The organism is Klebsiella sp. PL-2018, assembly GCF_019048985.1.
GTDB classification, from domain to species: Bacteria; Pseudomonadota; Gammaproteobacteria; order Enterobacterales; family Enterobacteriaceae; genus Klebsiella; species Klebsiella michiganensis.
This window is the reverse complement of the sequence record NZ_CP077673.1, coordinates 382,974-402,642: the sequence shown is the minus strand read 5'-3', so window position 1 is coordinate 402,642 and position 19,669 is coordinate 382,974. Positions and strand designations below refer to the sequence as shown.

The window sequence follows — 19,669 nt, the reverse complement described above, 5'->3', positions numbered from 1 at the left end:
TACCACATTTCTGGAGGAAGCATGGCAACACGAATTGAATTTCACCAGCACGGAGGGCCTGATGTTCTGCAAGCGCTGGAGTTCACGCCGAAAGATCCCGCAGAGCACGAAATTCAGGTAGAGAATAAGGCCATCGGCATCAACTACATTGATACCTATATCCGCAGCGGCCTCTACCCGCCCCCGTCATTGCCGAGCGGTCTGGGTACCGAAGCCGCTGGCGTAGTAAGCAAAGTCGGCAGCGGCGTGAAACATATCAAAGCCGGCGATCGGGTGGTCTACGCGCAATCGGCGCTGGGAGCCTATAGCACCGTCCACAACGTGCCCGCGGATAAGGCCGCCATTTTGCCGGACGCGATCTCTTTCGAGCAGGCGGCGGCCTCATTCCTGAAAGGGCTCACGGTCTATTACCTGCTGCGGAAAACCTACGAGATCAAAGCGGGCGAGCCGTTCTTATTTCATGCGGCGGCCGGCGGCGTCGGGCTCATCGCCTGTCAGTGGGCCAAAGCGCTGGGCGCGAAGCTGATCGGTACCGTCGGCAGCGCGCAAAAAGCTGAACGCGCCAAACAGGCCGGCGCCTGGCAGATCATTAACTATCGCGAAGAGACTATCGTCGAGCGCCTGAAAGAGATCACCGACGGTAAGAAAGTCCACGTGGTTTATGATTCCGTCGGGAAAGATACCTGGGAAGCCTCCCTTGACTGCCTGCAGCGTCGGGGGCTGATGGTGAGCTTCGGCAACTCCTCCGGCCCGGTGACCGGCGTCAATCTCGGGATCCTCAATCAAAAAGGTTCGCTGTACGTCACCCGCCCTTCTCTGCAGGGCTATATCACCACGCGTGAAGAGCTGACGGAAGCCAGCAACGAGCTGTTTTCGCTGATCGCCAGCGGCGTGATAAAAGTGGATGTCGCGGAGAGCCAAAAATATGCGTTAACCGACGCCAGACGCGCACATGAGGTGCTGGAAAGCCGGGCGACGCAGGGTTCAAGTTTGCTCTTGCCGTAATGGCCGGAGCACTAAAGTTTAGGGCTTCCACATGGGAAGCCCTTACTTTTTTTGTTCGGCTGTATGTAGGGTACAGCACGATGAATTCGTTAACCCGCTAATAGTGACAGATTTAATAAGCAAAGCCTACGCTGTTTTATGCAAAAATCTTCAGGTTGTGACATACCGCTCAATACCTTAGTAGCGCCAGCGGTTATTAGCGCGATAACGGTTGTCGGTTGGTGATTTTATCGCCCGAATCACCCAAACCACAACAACGGCCAGCAGCAGCCACGGCAGCAGTTTAATCATTAACGCAAACAGACCGCCGACAAACATCAGCGCGGTCGCGACCACAATCGCGGCAATAATACCCAGCAGTGAAATGCCGGTGACCAATAACATGACAAAAAAGCCAATAACGAATATGAGTTCCAGCATCGTCTTTCCCCTAAAGAAATTTTATCTACCTTGCCGGATATTACAAAAATCGTGCCAAATATAACCTATTGAATAATAACAAAAACGCCCGGCACGATACGTGCAGGGCGTGGTGAATTTGACCAGGTTTTAGTGAAAAACTAACGCTTGTCGGCAACCAGTTTCAGCGCCTGTTCCAGCACGTTGATGTCCGCCCCGGCTTTATGCGCATTTTCGCTCAGATAGCGACGCCACTGGCGCGCCCCGGGGATCCCCTGAAACAGCCCGAGCATATGGCGCGTTACGTGCCCCAGATAAGTACCGTTGCTAAGCTCGCGTTCGATATAGGGATACATCGCCCGGACCACGGAAACCGGGTCAGCATCGACGCCTTCCACGCCGAAAATTTCCCGATCCACCGACGCCAGAATGCCTGGATTCTGATAGGCCTCACGGCCCACCATCACGCCGTCCATATGCGCAAGATGTTGTTTTGCTTCTTCCAGCGACTTAATGCCGCCGTTAATCGCCATCGTCAGATGCGGAAAATCATGCTTCAGCTGGTAAACGCGCGGATAGTCAAGCGGCGGGATCTCGCGGTTCTCTTTAGGGCTCAGCCCCGAAAGCCACGCTTTGCGCGCGTGGATAATAAACATCTCGCACTCGCCTTTCCCGGATACCGTTTCGATAAAATCACACAGAAACCCGTAGCTGTCCTGGTCGTCAATGCCGATACGGGTTTTCACCGTGACCGGGATCGACACGACGTCGCGCATGGCTTTAATACAGTCTGCCACCAGCTGCGCGTTCCCCATCAGGCAGGCGCCGAACATACCGTTCTGCACGCGATCGGACGGGCAGCCAACGTTCAGGTTAATTTCATCGTAGCCGCGCGCCTGCGCCAGCTTCGCGCAGTGCGCCAGCGCAGCCGGATCGCTGCCGCCGAGCTGCAGGGCGACCGGATGCTCTTCTTCGCTGTAGGCCAGATAGTCGCCCTTGCCGTGAATAATCGCACCGGTGGTCACCATTTCGGTGTACAGCAGCGTGTGGCGCGACAGCTGACGCAGAAAATAACGGCAGTGTCTGTCGGTCCAGTCGAGCATCGGCGCGATGGAAAAACGGTGAGCGGCGAAAGCAGTAGGCGTTGAATCTGACATCATGGCGAATAAATAAGCATCCGGGTAAAAAGGGGCGCTACTATAGCACAAAGATAAACCACTGACGCATAGCGTCAGCGCTCACCTTTTTTATCCCGCAATAAACGCTATATTTTCCGTGGTTTGCCGTCGTGAGGGCCAAAAAACTGCGGCGGATGGTCAACCCAGCGATCCTGTCGCGTGGCGGCATAGCCGGGGTTAAGCGGGTAGTAGATGCGATTAAATTTCTTATTTGCCTCGCCAACGACTAACAGGCGAACCTCCTGCTCGGTGTTATTGAGGAAGGTGTGGCAAATGCCGGTTCCGGCAGGAAAGCCGACGCTATCCCCCGGCTCCAGCTTCCAGAGATAGCCGTTAATCCACACTTCCGGATAACCTTCCAGCACGTAGATAAACTCTTCTTCGTCGCTCTCCGCATGCGGATAAGAGGTTCGGCGTCCGGGCGGTAGACGCTCATGGTGGATCCCCAGGCGATTCAGCCGCAGGCCCCGCGCCAGCGGCGCGCCGATGGAGAAAAGCTCAGTACTGTCGGGATAGGTGGAATCATCCACGCCTTCCAGTTCACGCCAGTGTCGAATGCAGTCAGGTCGTTTCATCGTTTTCTCCCGAAAATGAGATGCATCAGGTATAGCATAAGGTGGCAAGGTTGAGCGACCCCAGGAGCGCGGCTGGGACGAATTGGCGCAGCCAGCGCGCAGGTAACGTGAAGTGTGACGGGTATAGCCCGCCGGGTCTCGGCGTTTTACCGGTATCGTGATAAAGTAACAGTTTCAGATTCACGCAACCAGAGGACGCTCATGGATAAGACCACTTCGCAACAAATGTTAGCGCATGCTGAAAAGCTGTGCGCGCAGCGTGGCGTGCGCCTGACCCCGCAGCGCCTTGAAGTATTGCGTTTGATGAGCCTGCAGCAAGGGGCAATCAGCGCCTACGACCTGCTCGATCTCCTTCGTGAAAAAGAGCCTCAGGCGAAACCGCCGACGGTGTACCGGGCGCTGGAGTTTTTACTCGAGCAAGGGTTCGTGCATAAGGTGGAATCCACCAATAGCTACGTGCTGTGTCACCTTTTCGATCAGCCGACCCACAGCTCGGCGATGTTTATCTGCGACCGCTGCGGCGGCGTCAAAGAAGAGTGTGCGGAAGGCGTCGAAGATATTATGCATACGCTGGCGGCAAGAATGGGATTCGCCCTGCGCCACAACGTCATTGAGGCTCACGGCCTGTGCGCCGCCTGCGTCGAGGTTGAATCCTGCAGTACGCCGGGCCACTGCCACCACGACCATACCATCCAGATCAAAAAGAAAGCCCGCTGAGGCGTTAGCCGCAGCGGGAATCAAGGGTGTATACCCGTCATACTTCAAGTTGCATGTGCGTTGGCTTTGTTACTCGGCTCATCCATGAGCCTCGCCCTTCGGGCCGCCGGGATACGGCGTTCAAATCTGTTCCAGACAGATTTGTCGCTCACCCCAGTCACTTACTGGAGTAAGCTCCTGGGGATTCTCTGCGTTGCCGCGTTACTCGGCCTGCGGCCTCGCCCCTCCGGGGCCAGCGCAAGCGCTGTTCAAAGCACGAGTGCCTTGTCCTGCAACTCGAATTATTTAGGGTATAAATCGTTAGAGCAGGCAATAGTAAGGGGTTAAAACACGCCGTTTTCGCTACCAGCGATAGTCGTTTTTGGTTTCCCAGTCGGTCACTTCTTTCTCTGCCTGGTCTTTGGCGTAACCGTAACGTTCCTGAATTCTGCCCACCAGCTGGTCGCGTTTGCCTTCAATGACGGTCATGTCATCGTCGGTCAGCTTGCCCCATTTTTCTTTCGCTTTACCTTTGAACTGTTTCCAGTTACCGCCGATTTCGTCTTTATTCATCATGCATTCCTCATCGTTCGGTTATCGTTCGGTGAATGAACAGCCCGCTGTGTGCCGGACATGACTTAACTATAGATGAGTATCCTGAGTAAGATTTATTATTCGGAATCTTTAACCATCAGATGCGCCAAATGCATTACGAAAACCAGGTTCCGCGCTGCCAGTGGCGCTGCCAGATAACCGCCAGAGAAACGCCGCGCAGAGCGAGAAAGACCGTCAGCGCCAGCCACAGTCCGTGGTTACCGAGCGTCGGTACCGTCAGCAGCGTCAGGGCAAACCCCGCCGCCGCTACCGCCATGCTGTTGCGCATCTCCGCCCCCCGCGTCGCGCCGATAAACATGCCGTCCAGCAGGTAGCACCAGACGCCAATGACCGGCAGTATCATCTGCCAGACCAGATAGCGGTCGGCCAGCTGCTGCAGCGAAGGCAGCGAGGTCAGCAAAGCGATAATCTGCTCACCGGCAAGGCCGTAAATCAGCGCAAACGCCAGCGCCACCATCCCTGACTGGCGGCAGGCCGCGTGCCAGACGGCAAGCAGCTGGCTGTCGTCGCGCGCGCCGTAGGCCTGCCCGGAGTGCGCCTCCACGGCGTAGGCAAAACCGTCCAGCGCATAGGCGGTAAAGGTCAGCATCGTCATGAGGACCGCATTGACCGCGACGATATCGGCGCCAAGGCGGGCGCCAAATACCGTCACCGCCCCGAAGCAGAGCTGTAGCAGCAGCGAGCGCAGCATGATGTCGCGATTCAGCGCCAGCAGGCGGCGTATATCGCCGCGCCAGGCGTTTTTCAGCATCGACAGGGAAACGCCGCGCAGCGCCAGCACGCGTCTCGCCATCAGCAGGCCAATAAAGAAAGTGACGTATTCTGCGGTGACCGTCGCCAGCGCCGCCCCCTGCACGTTCATATGCAGGCCCATCACCAGCCATAAATCGAGCACAATGTTGAGGACGTTGCCGACTACCAGCAGGATCACCGGCGCTCTGGCGTACTGCACGCCCAGCAGCCAGCCCAGCAGGACCAGATTCGCCAGCGATGCCGGCGCGCTTAGCCAGCGGAGTTCCAGGAAGCGTCTGGCCTGTTCGAGCACGGCTTCGCTACCGCCGACGATATGCAGCGCCAGGTCGATTAACGGCATCCGTAAGAGCACAATCGCCGCCCCGGCGGTCAGAGCCAGGCCCAGCGGCTGTACCAGCGCACGCGCCAGCCGCTGCGGATCTTTTGCGCCAAACGCCTGCGCCGTCAGTCCGGTGGTACTCATTCGCAGGAACAACAGTAGCATAAAGAGGAAGCTGGTCGCCGTTGCGCCAACCGCCACGCCCCCCAGATAAACCGGGCTGTCGAGGTGGCCAATAACGGCGGTATCCACCAGCCCCAGCAGCGGAACGGTGATATTGGAGAAGATCATGGGCAGCGCTAAGCGCCACAGGGCTTTGTCGGCGGCGTTAAAAAGCATGGAGAAAGAGCCCAAATGAGGAAAAACGGCGCAGCATCATGCATCAGGTGATGATGCCGCGAGGTGAAGAGATTACTGCCAGTTGCCGTTGCGGATAACGCCGACGGCCAGGCCTTCAATAGTGAAGCTTTGCTCGCGAAGATCCACCACGATCGGCGAGAATTCGCTGTTTTCCGGCAGCAGTTCAACGACGTTACCCTGCTTTTTCAGTCGCTTCACGGTAACTTCTTCGTCGATGCGCGCCACAACCACCTGGCCATTGCGCACATCCTGCGTTTTATGGACGGCCAGCAGGTCGCCATCAAGAATACCGATGTCTTTCATCGACATCCCGCTAACGCGCAGCAGAAAATCGGCATTCGGCTTAAACATAGCCGGATCGACCTGATAGTGACCTTCGATATGCTGCTGGGCCAGCAGCGGCTCACCCGCCGCGACGCGGCCAATAAGCGGCAGACCCGTTTCTTCTTCCGTCAGCAGACGAATACCGCGGGAGGCGCCGGAAACGATCTCGATTGCGCCTTTACGCGCCAGCGCTTTCAGGTGTTCTTCCGCCGCGTTTGGGGAACGGAACCCCAAGCGCTGAGCAATCTCCGCACGCGTCGGCGGCATGCCCGTCTGGCTGATATGATCCCGAATGAGATCAAACACCTCTTGCTGCCTGGTCGTTAACGCTTTCATTCCGCCCCCTGGGTGTATATACAGTTATGCTGTGAGTATATACAGCTAACGGTGATTTTGGAACCACATTTCACACAAAAATCAGGAGTTTCTTTCCGTTTTGCGAGCCGCTACGCCAGGCGTTAGCGGTAGTTTGCCCATAAAAGCGTTCCCCACGCGATCAGCGCGATGATGATCGCCAGCAATACCGCCGCCGATCCCATGTCTTTCGCTCGCCCCGACAGCTCGTGATGTTCAGGGCCAATACGGTCAACAACCGCCTCAATCGCGCTATTGATAATTTCAACTATCATCACTAGCAGGACCGAGCTAATCAACAGCACCCGGGTGATGGCATCGACGTCTAACCAGCAGGCGATCGCCACGGCAACAACGGCCGCGATGCCTTCCTGACGAAAGGCGGCCTCGTTGACCCACGCCGCCCGGAATCCTTTCCAGGAATACCCTGCCGCTTTAATAATTCGGGTTAACCCAGTGGTATTATTGGCCATCAAACAAACCTTTTTATGTAAATGACGTCAATGAGTGTACGCGTTTGCCGCGTTACAACGGAAATTTTGCGCACTTTCTGTTATTCTTGCGGCGCATTTGCATGATTAACCAGAGGCTTCACATCGTCTATGTCTGGCTGGCAACGAATTTACTATAAATTACTGAATTTACCATTAAGGGCGCTGGTAAAAAGCAAGTCGATTCCGGCACAACCTGCTCAGGAATTAGGCCTGGATACCTCGCGTCCCATTATGTATGTCCTGCCCTACAATTCGAAGGCGGACCTGCTGACGCTGCGCGCGCAATGTCTGGAACATGAGTTACCGGACCCGCTGGAGCCGCTCGAGATCGACGGCGGCCTGCTTCCGCGCTACGTATTTATCCACGGCGGACCGCGCGTGTTTACCTATTACACGCCGAAAGAAGAGTCTATCAAGCTCTTTCACGACTACCTGGATTTGCACCGCAACCATCCCGATCTTGACGTGCAGATGGTGCCGGTTTCGGTGATGTTCGGTCGCGCGCCGGGGCGTGAAAAAGGCGAGGTGAACCCGCCGCTGCGCATGCTCAACGGCATTCAGAAATTCTTCGCCGTCCTGTGGCTGGGCCGCGACAGCTTTGTCCGTTTCTCGCCTTCGGTCTCGCTGCGTAAGATGGCGGACGAACACGGTACCGATAAAACCATCGCCCAGAAGCTGGCCCGCGTGGCGCGCATGCACTTCGCCCGTCAGCGTCTGGCGGCGGTCGGCCCGCGCCTGCCCGCGCGCCAGGATCTGTTTAATAAACTGCTGGCGTCGAAAGCCATTGCCCGTGCGGTAGAAGACGAAGCACGCAGCAAGAAAATTTCTCATGAAAAGGCGCAGCAAAACGCTATCGCCCTGATGGAAGAGATCGCCGCAAACTTCTCCTATGAGATGATTCGCCTGACCGACCGCGTGCTGGGCTTTACCTGGAACCGGCTGTATCAGGGCATTAACGTGCATAACGCCGAGCGCGTGCGCCAGCTGGCGCATGAAGGCCACGAGATCGTTTATGTCCCGTGCCACCGCAGCCATATGGACTATCTGCTGCTCTCTTACGTCATTTATCATCAGGGCCTGGTGCCGCCGCATATCGCCGCCGGTATCAACCTGAACTTCTGGCCCGCCGGTCCGATCTTCCGTCGCGGCGGCGCGTTCTTTATTCGCCGCACGTTCAAGGGCAATAAGCTTTACTCAACCGTATTCCGCGAATATCTCGGCGAGCTGTTCAGCCGCGGCTATTCGGTGGAGTATTTCGTTGAAGGCGGGCGTTCGCGTACCGGACGCCTGCTGGATCCGAAAACCGGCACCCTGTCGATGACCATTCAGGCGATGCTGCGCGGCGGTAATCGCCCCATCACCCTGGTGCCGATTTACATCGGCTACGAGCACGTGATGGAGGTCGGTACCTACGCCAAAGAGCTACGCGGTGCGACGAAAGAGAAAGAGAGCCTGCCGCAGATGCTGCGCGGCTTGAGCAAGCTGCGAAATCTCGGCCAGGGCTACGTTAACTTCGGCGAACCCCTGCCGCTGATGGCCTATCTGAACCAGCATGTGCCGGACTGGCGCGAGTCTATCGACCCTATCGAAGCGGTTCGCCCTTCCTGGCTGACCCCGACGGTGAATAATATCGCCTCGGATCTGATGGTGCGCATCAATAATGCCGGCGCGGCTAACGCCATGAACCTGTGCTGTACCGCGCTTCTGGCATCGCGTCAGCGTTCACTGACCCGCGAGCAGCTCACCGAGCAGCTGGAGTGCTATCTCGCCCTGCTGCGCAACGTGCCATATTCAGCGGATGCGACTACGCCTGCGGCTTCGGCCAGCGAGCTGATTGACCACGCGCTGCAGATGAACAAGTTCGAAGTTGAGAAAGATACCATTGGCGATATCATCATTCTGCCGCGCGAGCAGGCCGTCCTGATGACCTACTACCGCAACAACATCGCCCATATGCTGGTGATGCCGTCGCTGTTAGCCGCCATCGTCACTCAGCATCGTCGTATTACCCGTGCCGAAATCCTGCGTCACGTCGAGATGTTCTATCCGTTCCTGAAGGCCGAGCTGTTCCTGCGCTGGGAAAAAGCGGAGCTGGCGGGCGTCGTCGATGCGCTGCTCGCTGAGATGCAGCGTCAGGGCCTCATCGCCCTGAACGACGATGAGGTGAGCGTCAATCCGTCTCATGCCCGTTCTCTGCAACTGCTGGCCGCAGGCGCGCGCGAAACGCTGCAGCGCTACGCCATTACCTTCTGGCTGCTGAGCGCTAACCCGTCAATCAACCGCAGTTCGCTGGAGAAAGAGAGCCGCACCGTGGCGCAGCGCCTGTCCGTTCTGCACGGCATCAACGCGCCGGAGTTCTTCGATAAGGCGGTGTTCAGCACGCTGGTGTTGACCCTGCGTGACGAAGGCTATATCAGCGATACCGGGGACGCCGAGCCGGAAGAGACGTTGAAGATCTACCGCATGCTGGCGGATCTGATTACTTCGGATGTGCGATTAACGATTGAAAGCGTTACCCAGGATGAAGCGTAACGTTTAAAGAAATGTCCCGGCCTGCGCCGGGCTACCGGACCCTGCGGTTTTGTAGCCCGGCTAAGGCGTTTACGCCGCAAGCCGGGAAACCCACAGCGCTACTGCATATATCCCATCGCCAGGCCGAGAAACAGCACCAGCCCCACGTAGTTATTGTTCATAAACGCCTTAAAGCAGGCATCGCGTTCGCGTTTAAATATCAGCTTCTGCTGCCAGGCAAACAGCGCCGCGGCGATAAACAACGACCAGTAATACTCCCAGCCCAGCCCGCTCAGCCAGCCTACCGCGGCCATCAGACCCAGTACCGCCACCTGTAAAATACCGATGATTAAGCGATCGTTGTCGCCAAAGAGAATCGCCGTCGATTTGATACCGATTTTGACGTCATCATCACGATCGACCATCGCATATTGGGTATCGTAGGCCACCGCCCACAGGATATTGGCGAGGAACATCAGCCAGCAGCTCAGCGGCAGCGATTCGCTGACCGCCGAAAAGGCCATCGGGATCGACCAGCCGAACGCCGCGCCCAGCACGACCTGAGGCAGGTGGGTATAGCGCTTCATAAACGGATATACCCATGCCAGCGCCAGCGCCGCTACCGACAGCAGAATGGTCATGGTGTTCAGGGTCAACACCAGCAGAAACGAAAGCAGCACCAGCACGACAAACAGCGTCCGCGCCTCCTTTTCGCTAACGTCGCCGCTCGGCAACGGGCGGCGGGCCGTCCGTTTGACGTGGCCGTCAAACTTGCGATCGGCATAGTCGTTGACCACGCAGCCTGCGGCGCGCATCAGCCAGACGCCGGCGACAAAAACGGCGAGGATCCATAGCGGCGGTATCCCCGGCGTCGCCACCCACAGCGCCCATAGCGTCGGCCACAGCAGCAGCAGCGCGCCAATCGGTTTGTCAGTACGCATCAGGCGGTGAAACGCCAGCAGCTTGTTCTGCGTCAGACTCCACTCCATTTCATTTTCCTCTTAATACAACGGCGATGCAGGCAAAAACAGTTCCGTCAGCAGCAGCGGTTTGCCGCTCAACCGGAGGCGGGAACGACGCCCCCACAGCTCTGCATGACGACCAATTTCAATAAAATCACGGGTTAGCGTCGATGACGTGAAGAGATAGCGGCCCAACGGCGTTTGCCCCAGCTGTTGCAGCGCCAGTTCGGGGCCGCTCAGCGTTGATTCGGGCACTATCGTGCGCCCGGCCAGCCAGGGTTCACCGTTGGCGCAAAGAATGATTTCCCGCAGCCAGTAGCGGGGTTCGCTCGGTAACAGGGGCGCCTCACCGGCCAGCGCGTCGCGTCCAACAAAACCTTCGTTAACCATGATGACGCTGACTTTCTTCCCCTGCTGCTCAAAGCGTTTGGTCATTGAGTCTTCCAGCAATAGCCAGTCGCGCAGATGCGCATCCAGCGGGGGCATAGCGGCAAAATAATGCAGCGCACGCAGTTGCGTAAGCGCAGGATGTGGCATGCCTGAATCTCCGGTACATAACGTAAAGGTATTGTATCGCAGAATGGGGCATCGGGGGCGGGCAAACGTCAATATACGATCATCCGCGCAACAGCCGTGCAACAGAGGCTGCGGCGCGCTAAAAAAAAGTGCGCCCTGACGGACGCACCTAAAGGCTGTGCCTAAACATCAGCATTGCGGGGAGACGGTCACCCCTTGCCTTTTACACTGCTGATAAAGGTGGAACGAGCAGATTTCGAGCCAAGACGTTCAGCTTCGTTCATCAATTTCAGGGCTTTATCGATATCGCCTTTCGCAACCGCCTGCTTAATGCCGTTGTTGAAATAGGTTTCGGTGTCATCAAGCATCGGTTCGCTTTTCGCCGCCGGAGCCGGGGCCGGCGCGACAACCGGCGCTGCGGTATTGCCAACGGTCACCGGGCCATTGCCGGAAGAGCCAAACAGCGGACCAACCAGCACGCTGGAGCCGCTATTGGTTTTGACTTTTAGCTTCAGCACGCCATCGGTGGTGTGGCGGGCAATCGGGTCTGGAATATCCGGCACGGCATTGCCCGCGCCTTTAGCGTAAGCTTTCGCCGGATCAAGCAGAGTCGTGGTTTGTTGTAGATCTTTTTCCGTCGTAAAGACCAGCACGTAAAGCTTCTGCTGCCCCAGCGCCGGGGTCAGGCGCATGACGCCTTCAAGCCGATCCGCGGTCATTACGCCGGGCTGCTGATAGGTAAAATAGCTGCTGGGGAAGAACGCGGATGGCGTCATATTCTGATCGAGAATCAGCACGTTCGGCGCAAAAATCTGTTTTTGCTTATTCACTTCGCTCGTGAGCGTCAGGGTCAGTTCGCCAATATTCGCCGGAACGCTCCAGGCCGCAACCGGGCCGGAGATGCCGGCAACATCCAGGCGCTGGCCGCCCGTGAGTAAATCAACGGTCTGCGTTTTAGATTGATCGACTGGCGTCCAGACGAGCTGCTGCAGGGCAGCGCCGGGGATGGCGGGCGCTGCGCTGGTGTTTTGCGGGACAAAGTTGACGTCGGCAAGGCTCATTCCCGGCGCGCATGCCAACATTCCTGCGGATAAACACAGGGCGACGAGAGTTTTCTTCATTTTCATTGTTCTCACCTCGGATAGCGTAGGTTTAGCGGTGGCCAGGCAATAGCGCGCTAATCCTGAAGAATCAGGAGGGGCAGAGCCCCTCCGTGTCACTACATGATTACGGCGGTGTTACCACCAAACTTCCATCTGCGCACCGAAGGTCACTTCGCTATCGTTACCGCGGCTGGAGGTGTAAACCCCGTTACCGCTGCCGTCTTTAGTCTGCAGACCGGAGGTGTTGCTGTAGCCCCAGTTCTCATCCCATTTTGCGTAGGTCGCGAAAATACGGATTGCCGGGCGAGACCAGACGCTGTTACCCGCCTGCCATTGCTGGGCCAGGGTAATTTTGTACTGGTTGTTGTTTTCGCTGGTGCGCTGAGATTTCACGTTGTCGTAACCGACTTCCAGCTGGGTGCTCATGATCGGCGTCCATTTGTACATCGGACGAACACCGACGGTGTACCAGGTAGAACCGTTGTTGCTGTCCAGGTCCACGTCCTGGTACATCGCAACGTACATCAGGCCCCAGTCATCGTTGAAGTCCATCGCGCCGTGATCCAGAACGCGGATCATGCTGCCGTTGTTATCGATGCTGGTTCCCTGGGAGTGACCGCTGTTCCAGGAGGTCATCGAGTCGGTCGCATACTGAACAACAAACTTGTTGAAGCCGCCCCAGATAGACTGAGTATGTTCACCGGTGAACATCCAGCCGTCTTTTGATGCGCCATCAACCAGACGGTAATCGTCCTGCGGGTTAGCGCGGCCATAATCCACGCCTAACTCCAGTACGCCGCCCGGGTTGATTTCCATACCGGCCAGACGCACGTCAAAGACGTCGTTTGCGGTTTTAGCAGCAAATTTCTTGGTGTCATCGCTGGAGAAAGTGTAAGAACCGCCGCTTTCTGAGTTACGCGTGGCCGCCAGAGAGAGTTTACCGAAGCCGAGGTCAACGTTTTCCAGACCCGCACCCGGGCCGGAGATATCCCAGTAGTAGAAGTCGATCATGTGAACGTCATGACGCTGGTAGAAGCGCTTACCGGCCCACAGGGTAGAACCCGGCAGCCAGTCAATCAGGTTTTTACCCTGGATGTTAGCTTCACGAAACGCCGGAGAGGTACTTTCCCAGTCATCTTCCTGATTTACGGAATAAGCGACGTTAGTATCGAAATAAAAACTCTTATCACCTTCTTTCCACAACTCCTGGCCCAGCTTCAGTTCCGCATAGGTTTCACATTCGTTGCCAAGACGGTATTTGCTTTGAGCACCCGTGGCTTTGAAGCACTGTTGCTCACCGCCGCTGCCGGTCCAGCCGATACCAGAACGAGCGTAGCCGTGGAAATCAACGGCCAGCGCCTGAGCAGACATAACGCCTGCCGCAACGGCGACCGCCAGTGGAAGTTTGCGCAGAGTAATCATCATTCTATCTCCTGAGATCATTGCTTTTCTTTGAACACTTCACCCTTCGGGCTGCCTCTTTGTTGGCTGCGCTCACTCACCCTGGTCACGTACTTTTGTACGCTCCCAGGGATTCATTCCCTTGCCGCCTCGATGCAGCGCGAATGGTTTTGTGTTTTTTTTTAGTTAGAAGCCTTACACGCCCGGCTCTTTATGCAGCCGACGACAAGCGGTGCCATCCTCACGGAATAAATGGCAGCGCTCCGGCGGCAAACCGATGGCGAATGTGGCTCCCTCTTCTACCAGCACCACGTCGTTCTGGCGGTAAACCAGGTTTTGACGGATGGATGGGATCTGGATATGAATTTGCGTTTCGTGGCCGAGCTGTTCGACCACCTGAACTTCACCTTCAAGGGTGACGTCGGCGATATCGCTGGGCAGCAGATGTTCCGGGCGAATCCCTAAGGACATGTTGGCGCCGACCTGAACGCGGGCGCTGTCCACCGGCAGCCAGACCTGCTGACGGTTTGGCAGCTCCACCTGCACCTGCTCAATGGCGGTAGCGGTGACTTTCACCGGCAGGAAGTTCATCTTCGGCGAGCCAATAAAGCCCGCGACGAAACGATCCGCCGGGTAGTGATAGAGTTCGAGAGGCTTCCCGACCTGCGCGACGCGACCGGCGTCCAGCACCACAATCTTGTCGGCCAGGGTCATCGCTTCGACCTGGTCGTGGGTCACGTAAATCATCGTGCGGCCAAGACGCTTATGCAGACGGGAAATCTCAATGCGCATCTGCACGCGCAGCGCGGCATCGAGGTTAGAGAGCGGTTCATCCAGCAGGAACACGCGCGGTTCAGCCACCAGGGTACGGCCAATCGCCACGCGCTGACGCTGACCGCCGGAAAGCGCTTTCGGTTTGCGCTCCAGCAGATGGGCCAGCTGAAGAACCTCCGCCACCTGAGTCACGCGCTGGTTAATCAGCTCTTTTTTGGCGCCGGCCAGCTTCAGGCCAAAAGACATGTTTTCCGCGACGGAAAGGTGGGGGTAAAGCGCATAAGACTGAAACACCATCCCGATACCGCGCTCGGCGGGCGGGACATCATTCATTCGGGTATCGCCAATCAGCAGATCGCCGCTGGTCACCGTTTCCAGCCCGGCAATCATACGCAGCAGGGTGGATTTGCCGCAGCCTGATGGCCCAACAAACACGACGAACTCCCCATCCTGGATCTCGAGATTGATATCTTTCGATACCACTACGTCACCCCAGGCTTTCGTTACATTTCGCAGCTGTACGCTCGCCATGCCCTTCTCCCTTCGTTACAACCTGTCACTTAACGACACATTCAAGATGGGCTGACTATGCGGCATTCATAAATAGGGTAAATCCTCCACCCCCGGCTTTTTTATGGGGGAGGAGGCGGGAGGATGAGAGATTGCGTCTCGCCGCCGGGGGGGACGGACGGACGTCGATTTCGTGATGTAGCCTGCAAAATTGGCCGCCTTTTTATGTGCTCCAGGACTCATAACCGGCATTTCTGCAATGGAGATCACACTATCGGGGGATGGGGCGTAGACATGGGGAGGATGGAAAGAGGTTGTTAAAAAAGGAAACTCATCACCGTTAAGCCACTCAAGTGTATCCACGAGCACATCACCAAATAGGACGGGTATATGAAAATCAAAACTGGCGCTCGCATCCTCGCGCTGTCTGCATTGACCACGATGATGTTTTCCGCCTCTGCCCTCGCAAAAATCGAAGAAGGTAAGCTGGTTATCTGGATTAACGGCGACAAAGGCTACAACGGCCTCGCTGAAGTGGGTAAAAAGTTTGAAAAAGACACCGGCATTAAAGTATCCGTAGAGCATCCGGATAAGCTGGAAGAGAAATTCCCGCAGGTTGCCGCGACCGGCGACGGCCCTGACATCATCTTCTGGGCTCACGACCGTTTTGGCGGCTACGCGCAGTCCGGCCTGCTGGCGGAAATCACCCCGGATAAAGCGTTCCAGGACAAACTCTATCCGTTCACCTGGGATGCGGTTCGCTATAACGGCAAGCTGATTGCCTACCCGGTTGCCGTTGAAGCGCTGTCGCTGATCTATAACAAAGACCTGGTGCCAAACCCGCCGAAAACCTGGGAAGAGATCCCGGCGCTGGATAAAGAACTGAAAGCGAAAGGTAAGAGCGCGCTGATGTTCAACCTGCAAGAACCGTACTTCACCTGGCCGCTGATCGCCGCCGACGGCGGTTATGCGTTCAAGTTTGAAAACGGCAAGTACGACGTGAAAGACGTAGGCGTGGATAGCGCTGGCGCGAAAGCGGGCCTGACCTTCCTGGTCGACCTTATCAAGAACAAGCATATGAACGCCGACACCGACTACTCCATCGCGGAAGCGGCATTCAACAAAGGCGAAACCGCGATGACCATCAACGGTCCGTGAGCGTGGTCTAACATCGATAAGAGCAAGGTTAACTACGGCGTTACCCTGCTGCCGACCTTCAAAGGCAACCCTTCTAAACCGTTCGTTGGCGTACTGAGCGCCGGTATTAACGCCGCCAGCCCGAACAAAGAACTGGCGAAAGAGTTCCTCGAAAACTACCTGATGACCGATCAGGGTCTGGATGAAGTGAACAAGGACAAACCGCTGGGCGCGGTCGCGCTGAAATCCTTCCAGGAAAAACTGGAAAAAGATCCGCGTATCGCCGCCACCATGGCTAACGCCCAGAAAGGTGAAATCATGCCGAATATTCCGCAGATGTCCGCCTTCTGGTATGCCGTTCGTACCGCAGTGATCAACGCCGCTAGCGGTCGCCAGACCGTCGATGCGGCGCTGAAAGACGCACAGGCTCGTATCACCAAGTAATACGGTTTCCCTTATTTCTTAGGGAATAAGGTTTGTTGAATACGTTGTTACGCGAAATCATTCGCGCTACATCGAGGCGGCAAGGATGCAAATCCCAGGAGCTTACATCAGTAAGTGACTGGGGTACGCATCCGCAGCCAACAAAGAGGTAGCGCGAAGGATAAAGTGTAAAGAGGATGATCCCCATGGATGTCGTGAAAAAGAAGCACTGGTGGCAAAGCCCGCAGCTCACATGGTCTGTGATCGGCTTGCTGTGCCTGCTGGTGGGTTACCTTGTTGTTTTGATGTACGCCCAGGGGGAGTACCTGTTTGCCATCATGACGCTGATTTTGAGCTCGGTTGGCCTGTATATTTTTTCCAATCGCAAGGCCTACGCCTGGCGCTATGTTTATCCGGGTCTCGCCGGGATGGGGCTGTTCGTCCTGTTCCCGCTGATCTGCACTATCGCTATCGCTTTCACCAACTACAGCAGCACTAACCAGCTGACCTTCGAACGCGCCCAACAGGTGCTGATGGACCGCTCCTTCCAGGCGGGCAAATCCTACAACTTCGCGCTTTATCCGGCGGGAGATGAGTGGAAGCTGGCGCTGACCGACGGCGAAAGCGGCAAAAACTATCTTTCCGACGCCTTTAAATTCGGCGGCGAACAGAAGCTGGCCTTAAAAGAGGCAGACGCCCTGCCGGAAGGCGAGCGCGCCACGCTGCGCGTGATTACGCAAAACCGTACCGCCCTGAACCAGCTGACCGCCGTGTTGCCGGATGAAAGCAAAGTCATTATGAGCTCCCTGCGTCAGTTCTCCGGTACCCAGCCGCTGTACGCGCTGGCCAGTGACGGCACGCTGACCAACAACCAGAGCGGCGTGAAATACCGTCCGAACGCCGAGGTCGGTTTCTATCAGGCGATGAACGCCGACGGTAGCTGGGGCAGCGAAAAGCTCAGCCCGGGCTACACCGTGACCATCGGCTGGGATAACTTCACTCGCGTGTTCCAGGATGAAGGCATCCAGAAACCGTTCTTCGCGATTTTCGTCTGGACGGTGGTGTTCTCCGTTCTGACCGTGATTCTCACCGTTGCGGTCGGCATGGTGCTCGCCTGTCTCGTCCAGTGGGAAGCCCTGAAAGGTAAAGCGATTTACCGCGTACTGCTGATTCTGCCTTACGCCGTACCGTCGTTTATCTCGATTCTGATTTTCAAAGGGTTGTTCAACCAGAGCTTTGGTGAGATCAACATGATGCTCAGCGCGCTGTTCGGCATCAAGCCGGCCTGGTTTAGCGACCCGACCACCGCGCGTACCATGATTATCATCGTCAACACCTGGCTGGGCTATCCGTACATGATGATCCTGTGCATGGGCCTGCTGAAAGCGATTCCTGACGATTTATATGAAGCCTCGGCAATGGATGGCGCTACGCCGTTCCAGAACTTCTTCAAAATTACGCTGCCGCTGCTGATCAAGCCGCTGACGCCGCTGATGATCGCCAGCTTCGCCTTTAACTTTAACAACTTCGTGCTGATTCAGCTGTTGACCAACGGCGGGCCGGACCGGCTCGGCACCACCACGCCGGCGGGCTACACCGACCTGCTGGTGAGCTATACCTACCGTATCGCCTTTGAAGGCGGCGGCGGTCAGGACTTCGGCCTTGCGGCGGCTATCGCCACGCTGATCTTCCTGCTGGTAGGCGCCCTGGCGATTGTTAACCTGAAAGCCACACGTATGAAGTTTGATTAAGGGAGATAACGATTATGGCTATGGTTCAACCCAAATCTCAGAAGCTGCGCCTGTTCACGACGCACCTCCTGCTGCTGATTTTTATCGCGGCGATTATGTTCCCGCTGCTGATGGTCATCGCTATCTCTCTGCGCGAAGGGAACTTCGCCACCGGTAGCCTGATCCCCGAAAGTATCTCCTGGGAGCACTGGCGGCTGGCGCTCGGCTTCAGCGTCGAACACGCTGATGGTCGCGTCACGCCGCCCCCCTTCCCGGTGCTGCTGTGGCTGTGGAACTCCATCAAGGTGGCAGGCATTACCGCCATTGGCATCGTCGCGCTTTCTACCACCTGCGCTTACGCTTTTGCCCGCATGCGCTTCCCGGGTAAAGCAACGCTGCTGAAAGGGATGCTGATTTTCCAGATGTTCCCCGCGGTGCTGTCGCTGGTCGCGCTGTACGCCCTGTTTGACCGTCTCGGCCAGTACGTGCCGTTCGTCGGCCTGAATACCCACGGCGGCGTCATCTTCGCCTATATGGGCGGTATCGCGCTGCACGTCTGGACAATCAAAGGTTACTTCGAAACCATCGACGGCTCGCTGGAAGAAGCGGCGGCGCTGGACGGTGCGACCCCATGGCAGGCTTTCCGCCTCGTGCTGCTCCCGCTGTCGGTACCGATTCTGGCGGTGGTGTTTATTCTGTCGTTCATCGCGGCGATCACCGAAGTGCCGGTGGCCTCCCTGCTGCTGCGCGATGTGAACAGCTATACCCTTGCGGTCGGAATGCAACAGTATCTCAACCCGCAGAACTATCTGTGGGGCGACTTTGCCGCCGCGGCGGTGCTTTCCGCCATTCCGATTACCGTGGTGTTCCTGCTGGCCCAGCGCTGGTTGGTTAACGGCCTGACGGCTGGCGGAGTGAAAGGTTAATTTTTTTGTAACACCCGCCCCAAATTTCAGATGAGGGCCGACGGTTTAGCGGTAATGCGCGACCCCAACCGGGTATTACCGCCGTCGCCCTCAGCTGAAAAAGTAAGGCAAATGCCACTGCTATCCTCAACTGGACCCTACATAAATTCTATTTGTGACTGTTGGTCAGCGGCCCTGGAGGCCGCTTTTTTTATTCGCGCTTCAGACGGTTGGAGTTACACAGCCAGAGCGTTATCACCAGAATCAGGATCGCCGCGGAGTAAATCAGCACCGCCATAGGCGACTCATGATCGATAATGATCAGGCGGACGATTGCGGTGATGCCGATATAGACAAAGTAGCGCAGCGGGAAGTGAAATCCCGACTCAAAGTACTTCACTATCAGCGCGATAAACTCGAAATAGAGGAAGTAGACCACCAGCCCTTCCACCAGCTTGTACTTGCTGACAGGCTCCGGGGTGAACAGGACGTGCGCCAGATGCAGCGTCTCCTTTCCCAGAAATACGATCAGAATGACCCCCAGGCACAGCAGGCCAAGATTCAAAACGGTTTGCATTGCGGTTGCAATAAAACTCACCAACGGACGATAAACCGGCGGCATAGG

General features: G+C 56.7%; 18 protein-coding genes and 1 pseudogene. 6 read left to right on the top strand and 13 right to left on the bottom strand.

Features of this window, described 5'->3' with window-relative positions; all coding sequences use genetic code 11:
* Positions 1–21 precede the first annotated feature (21 nt).
* Entirely contained in the window at positions 22–1,005 is a 984-nt protein-coding gene (locus MKleb_RS01855; protein ID WP_025107701.1) for a quinone oxidoreductase, read from the top strand.
* 177 nt (positions 1,006–1,182) lie between these two features.
* On the opposite strand, the gene pspG is transcribed toward MKleb_RS01855, so the two are convergent.
* From pspG to MKleb_RS01840, 3 genes are all read right to left on the bottom strand, one after another.
* Complete coding sequence (pspG, locus tag MKleb_RS01850; RefSeq protein WP_217076410.1) at positions 1,183–1,425, bottom strand: envelope stress response protein PspG; 243 nt, start codon at positions 1,423–1,425, stop codon at positions 1,183–1,185.
* A gap of 140 nt (positions 1,426–1,565) precedes the next feature.
* Positions 1,566–2,561 carry a tRNA dihydrouridine(20/20a) synthase DusA gene (gene dusA, locus MKleb_RS01845; protein ID WP_033837145.1) on the bottom strand — a complete coding sequence of 332 codons (996 nt, stop codon included), beginning with the start codon at positions 2,559–2,561 and terminating at the stop codon, positions 1,566–1,568.
* A 107-nt stretch (positions 2,562–2,668) separates the two neighbouring features.
* A complete protein-coding gene (locus MKleb_RS01840) occupies positions 2,669–3,157 on the bottom strand; it encodes a cupin domain-containing protein (protein WP_014227541.1) in 489 nt (162 codons plus the stop codon).
* Positions 3,158–3,358: 201 nt separating this feature from the next.
* On the opposite strand from MKleb_RS01840, the gene zur reads away from it, so the two are divergent.
* Positions 3,359–3,874 (top strand): zinc uptake transcriptional repressor Zur, encoded by a 516-nt coding sequence (gene zur / locus MKleb_RS01835; RefSeq protein WP_004097781.1) that lies wholly within the window; start codon positions 3,359–3,361, stop codon positions 3,872–3,874.
* A 342-nt stretch (positions 3,875–4,216) separates the two neighbouring features.
* Here the strand turns inward: zur and MKleb_RS01830 are convergent, their stop codons facing one another.
* From MKleb_RS01830 to MKleb_RS01815, 4 genes are all read right to left on the bottom strand, one after another.
* On the bottom strand, positions 4,217–4,426 hold the full coding sequence (locus MKleb_RS01830; protein WP_004137568.1) for a CsbD family protein: 210 nt from the start codon (positions 4,424–4,426) through the stop codon (positions 4,217–4,219).
* 136 nt (positions 4,427–4,562) lie between these two features.
* Positions 4,563–5,879, bottom strand: a complete 1,317-nt coding sequence (dinF, locus tag MKleb_RS01825) for an MATE family efflux transporter DinF (protein ID WP_025107703.1) — start codon at positions 5,877–5,879, stop codon at positions 4,563–4,565.
* A 72-nt stretch (positions 5,880–5,951) separates the two neighbouring features.
* The gene (lexA, locus tag MKleb_RS01820; RefSeq protein WP_004097774.1) at positions 5,952–6,560 is read right to left on the bottom strand and encodes a transcriptional repressor LexA; all 609 of its coding nucleotides are present in this window, start codon (positions 6,558–6,560) and stop codon (positions 5,952–5,954) included.
* A gap of 122 nt (positions 6,561–6,682) precedes the next feature.
* Positions 6,683–7,051: a diacylglycerol kinase gene (locus tag MKleb_RS01815; protein ID WP_014227539.1), complete on the bottom strand. Its 369-nt coding sequence runs from the start codon at positions 7,049–7,051 to the stop codon at positions 6,683–6,685.
* Between the two features lie 129 nt (positions 7,052–7,180).
* Between MKleb_RS01815 and plsB the strand changes: the two genes are divergently transcribed.
* Positions 7,181–9,604 carry a glycerol-3-phosphate 1-O-acyltransferase PlsB gene (gene plsB / locus MKleb_RS01810; protein WP_025107704.1) on the top strand — a complete coding sequence of 808 codons (2,424 nt, stop codon included), beginning with the start codon at positions 7,181–7,183 and terminating at the stop codon, positions 9,602–9,604.
* Between the two features lie 98 nt (positions 9,605–9,702).
* Here the strand turns inward: plsB and ubiA are convergent, their stop codons facing one another.
* From ubiA to malK, 5 genes are all read right to left on the bottom strand, one after another.
* Complete coding sequence (gene ubiA, locus MKleb_RS01805; RefSeq protein WP_004097768.1) at positions 9,703–10,572, bottom strand: 4-hydroxybenzoate octaprenyltransferase; 870 nt, start codon at positions 10,570–10,572, stop codon at positions 9,703–9,705.
* A gap of 12 nt (positions 10,573–10,584) precedes the next feature.
* Positions 10,585–11,082 carry a chorismate lyase gene (ubiC, locus tag MKleb_RS01800; RefSeq protein WP_014227537.1) on the bottom strand — a complete coding sequence of 166 codons (498 nt, stop codon included), beginning with the start codon at positions 11,080–11,082 and terminating at the stop codon, positions 10,585–10,587.
* Positions 11,083–11,270: 188 nt separating this feature from the next.
* On the bottom strand, positions 11,271–12,188 hold the full coding sequence (malM, locus tag MKleb_RS01795; RefSeq protein WP_014837132.1) for a maltose operon protein MalM: 918 nt from the start codon (positions 12,186–12,188) through the stop codon (positions 11,271–11,273).
* Positions 12,189–12,299: 111 nt separating this feature from the next.
* Positions 12,300–13,589, bottom strand: a complete 1,290-nt coding sequence (locus MKleb_RS01790) for a maltoporin (protein WP_014227535.1) — start codon at positions 13,587–13,589, stop codon at positions 12,300–12,302.
* Between the two features lie 171 nt (positions 13,590–13,760).
* A complete protein-coding gene (gene malK, locus MKleb_RS01785; protein WP_004097762.1) occupies positions 13,761–14,870 on the bottom strand; it encodes a maltose/maltodextrin ABC transporter ATP-binding protein MalK in 1,110 nt (369 codons plus the stop codon).
* 369 nt (positions 14,871–15,239) lie between these two features.
* Between malK and malE the strand changes: the two are divergent.
* From malE to malG, 3 genes and pseudogenes are all read left to right on the top strand, one after another.
* A pseudogene (gene malE / locus MKleb_RS01780) lies at positions 15,240–16,430 on the top strand (maltose/maltodextrin ABC transporter substrate-binding protein MalE).
* Between the two features lie 185 nt (positions 16,431–16,615).
* Positions 16,616–18,160 carry a maltose ABC transporter permease MalF gene (gene malF / locus MKleb_RS01775; protein WP_025107705.1) on the top strand — a complete coding sequence of 515 codons (1,545 nt, stop codon included), beginning with the start codon at positions 16,616–16,618 and terminating at the stop codon, positions 18,158–18,160.
* A gap of 14 nt (positions 18,161–18,174) precedes the next feature.
* Complete coding sequence (malG, locus tag MKleb_RS01770) at positions 18,175–19,065, top strand: maltose ABC transporter permease MalG (RefSeq protein WP_004097756.1); 891 nt, start codon at positions 18,175–18,177, stop codon at positions 19,063–19,065.
* Positions 19,066–19,255: 190 nt separating this feature from the next.
* Here the strand turns inward: malG and psiE are convergent, their stop codons facing one another.
* The gene (gene psiE, locus MKleb_RS01765; protein WP_004097754.1) at positions 19,256–19,666 is read right to left on the bottom strand and encodes a phosphate-starvation-inducible protein PsiE; all 411 of its coding nucleotides are present in this window, start codon (positions 19,664–19,666) and stop codon (positions 19,256–19,258) included.
* Positions 19,667–19,669: the final 3 nt, after the last annotated feature.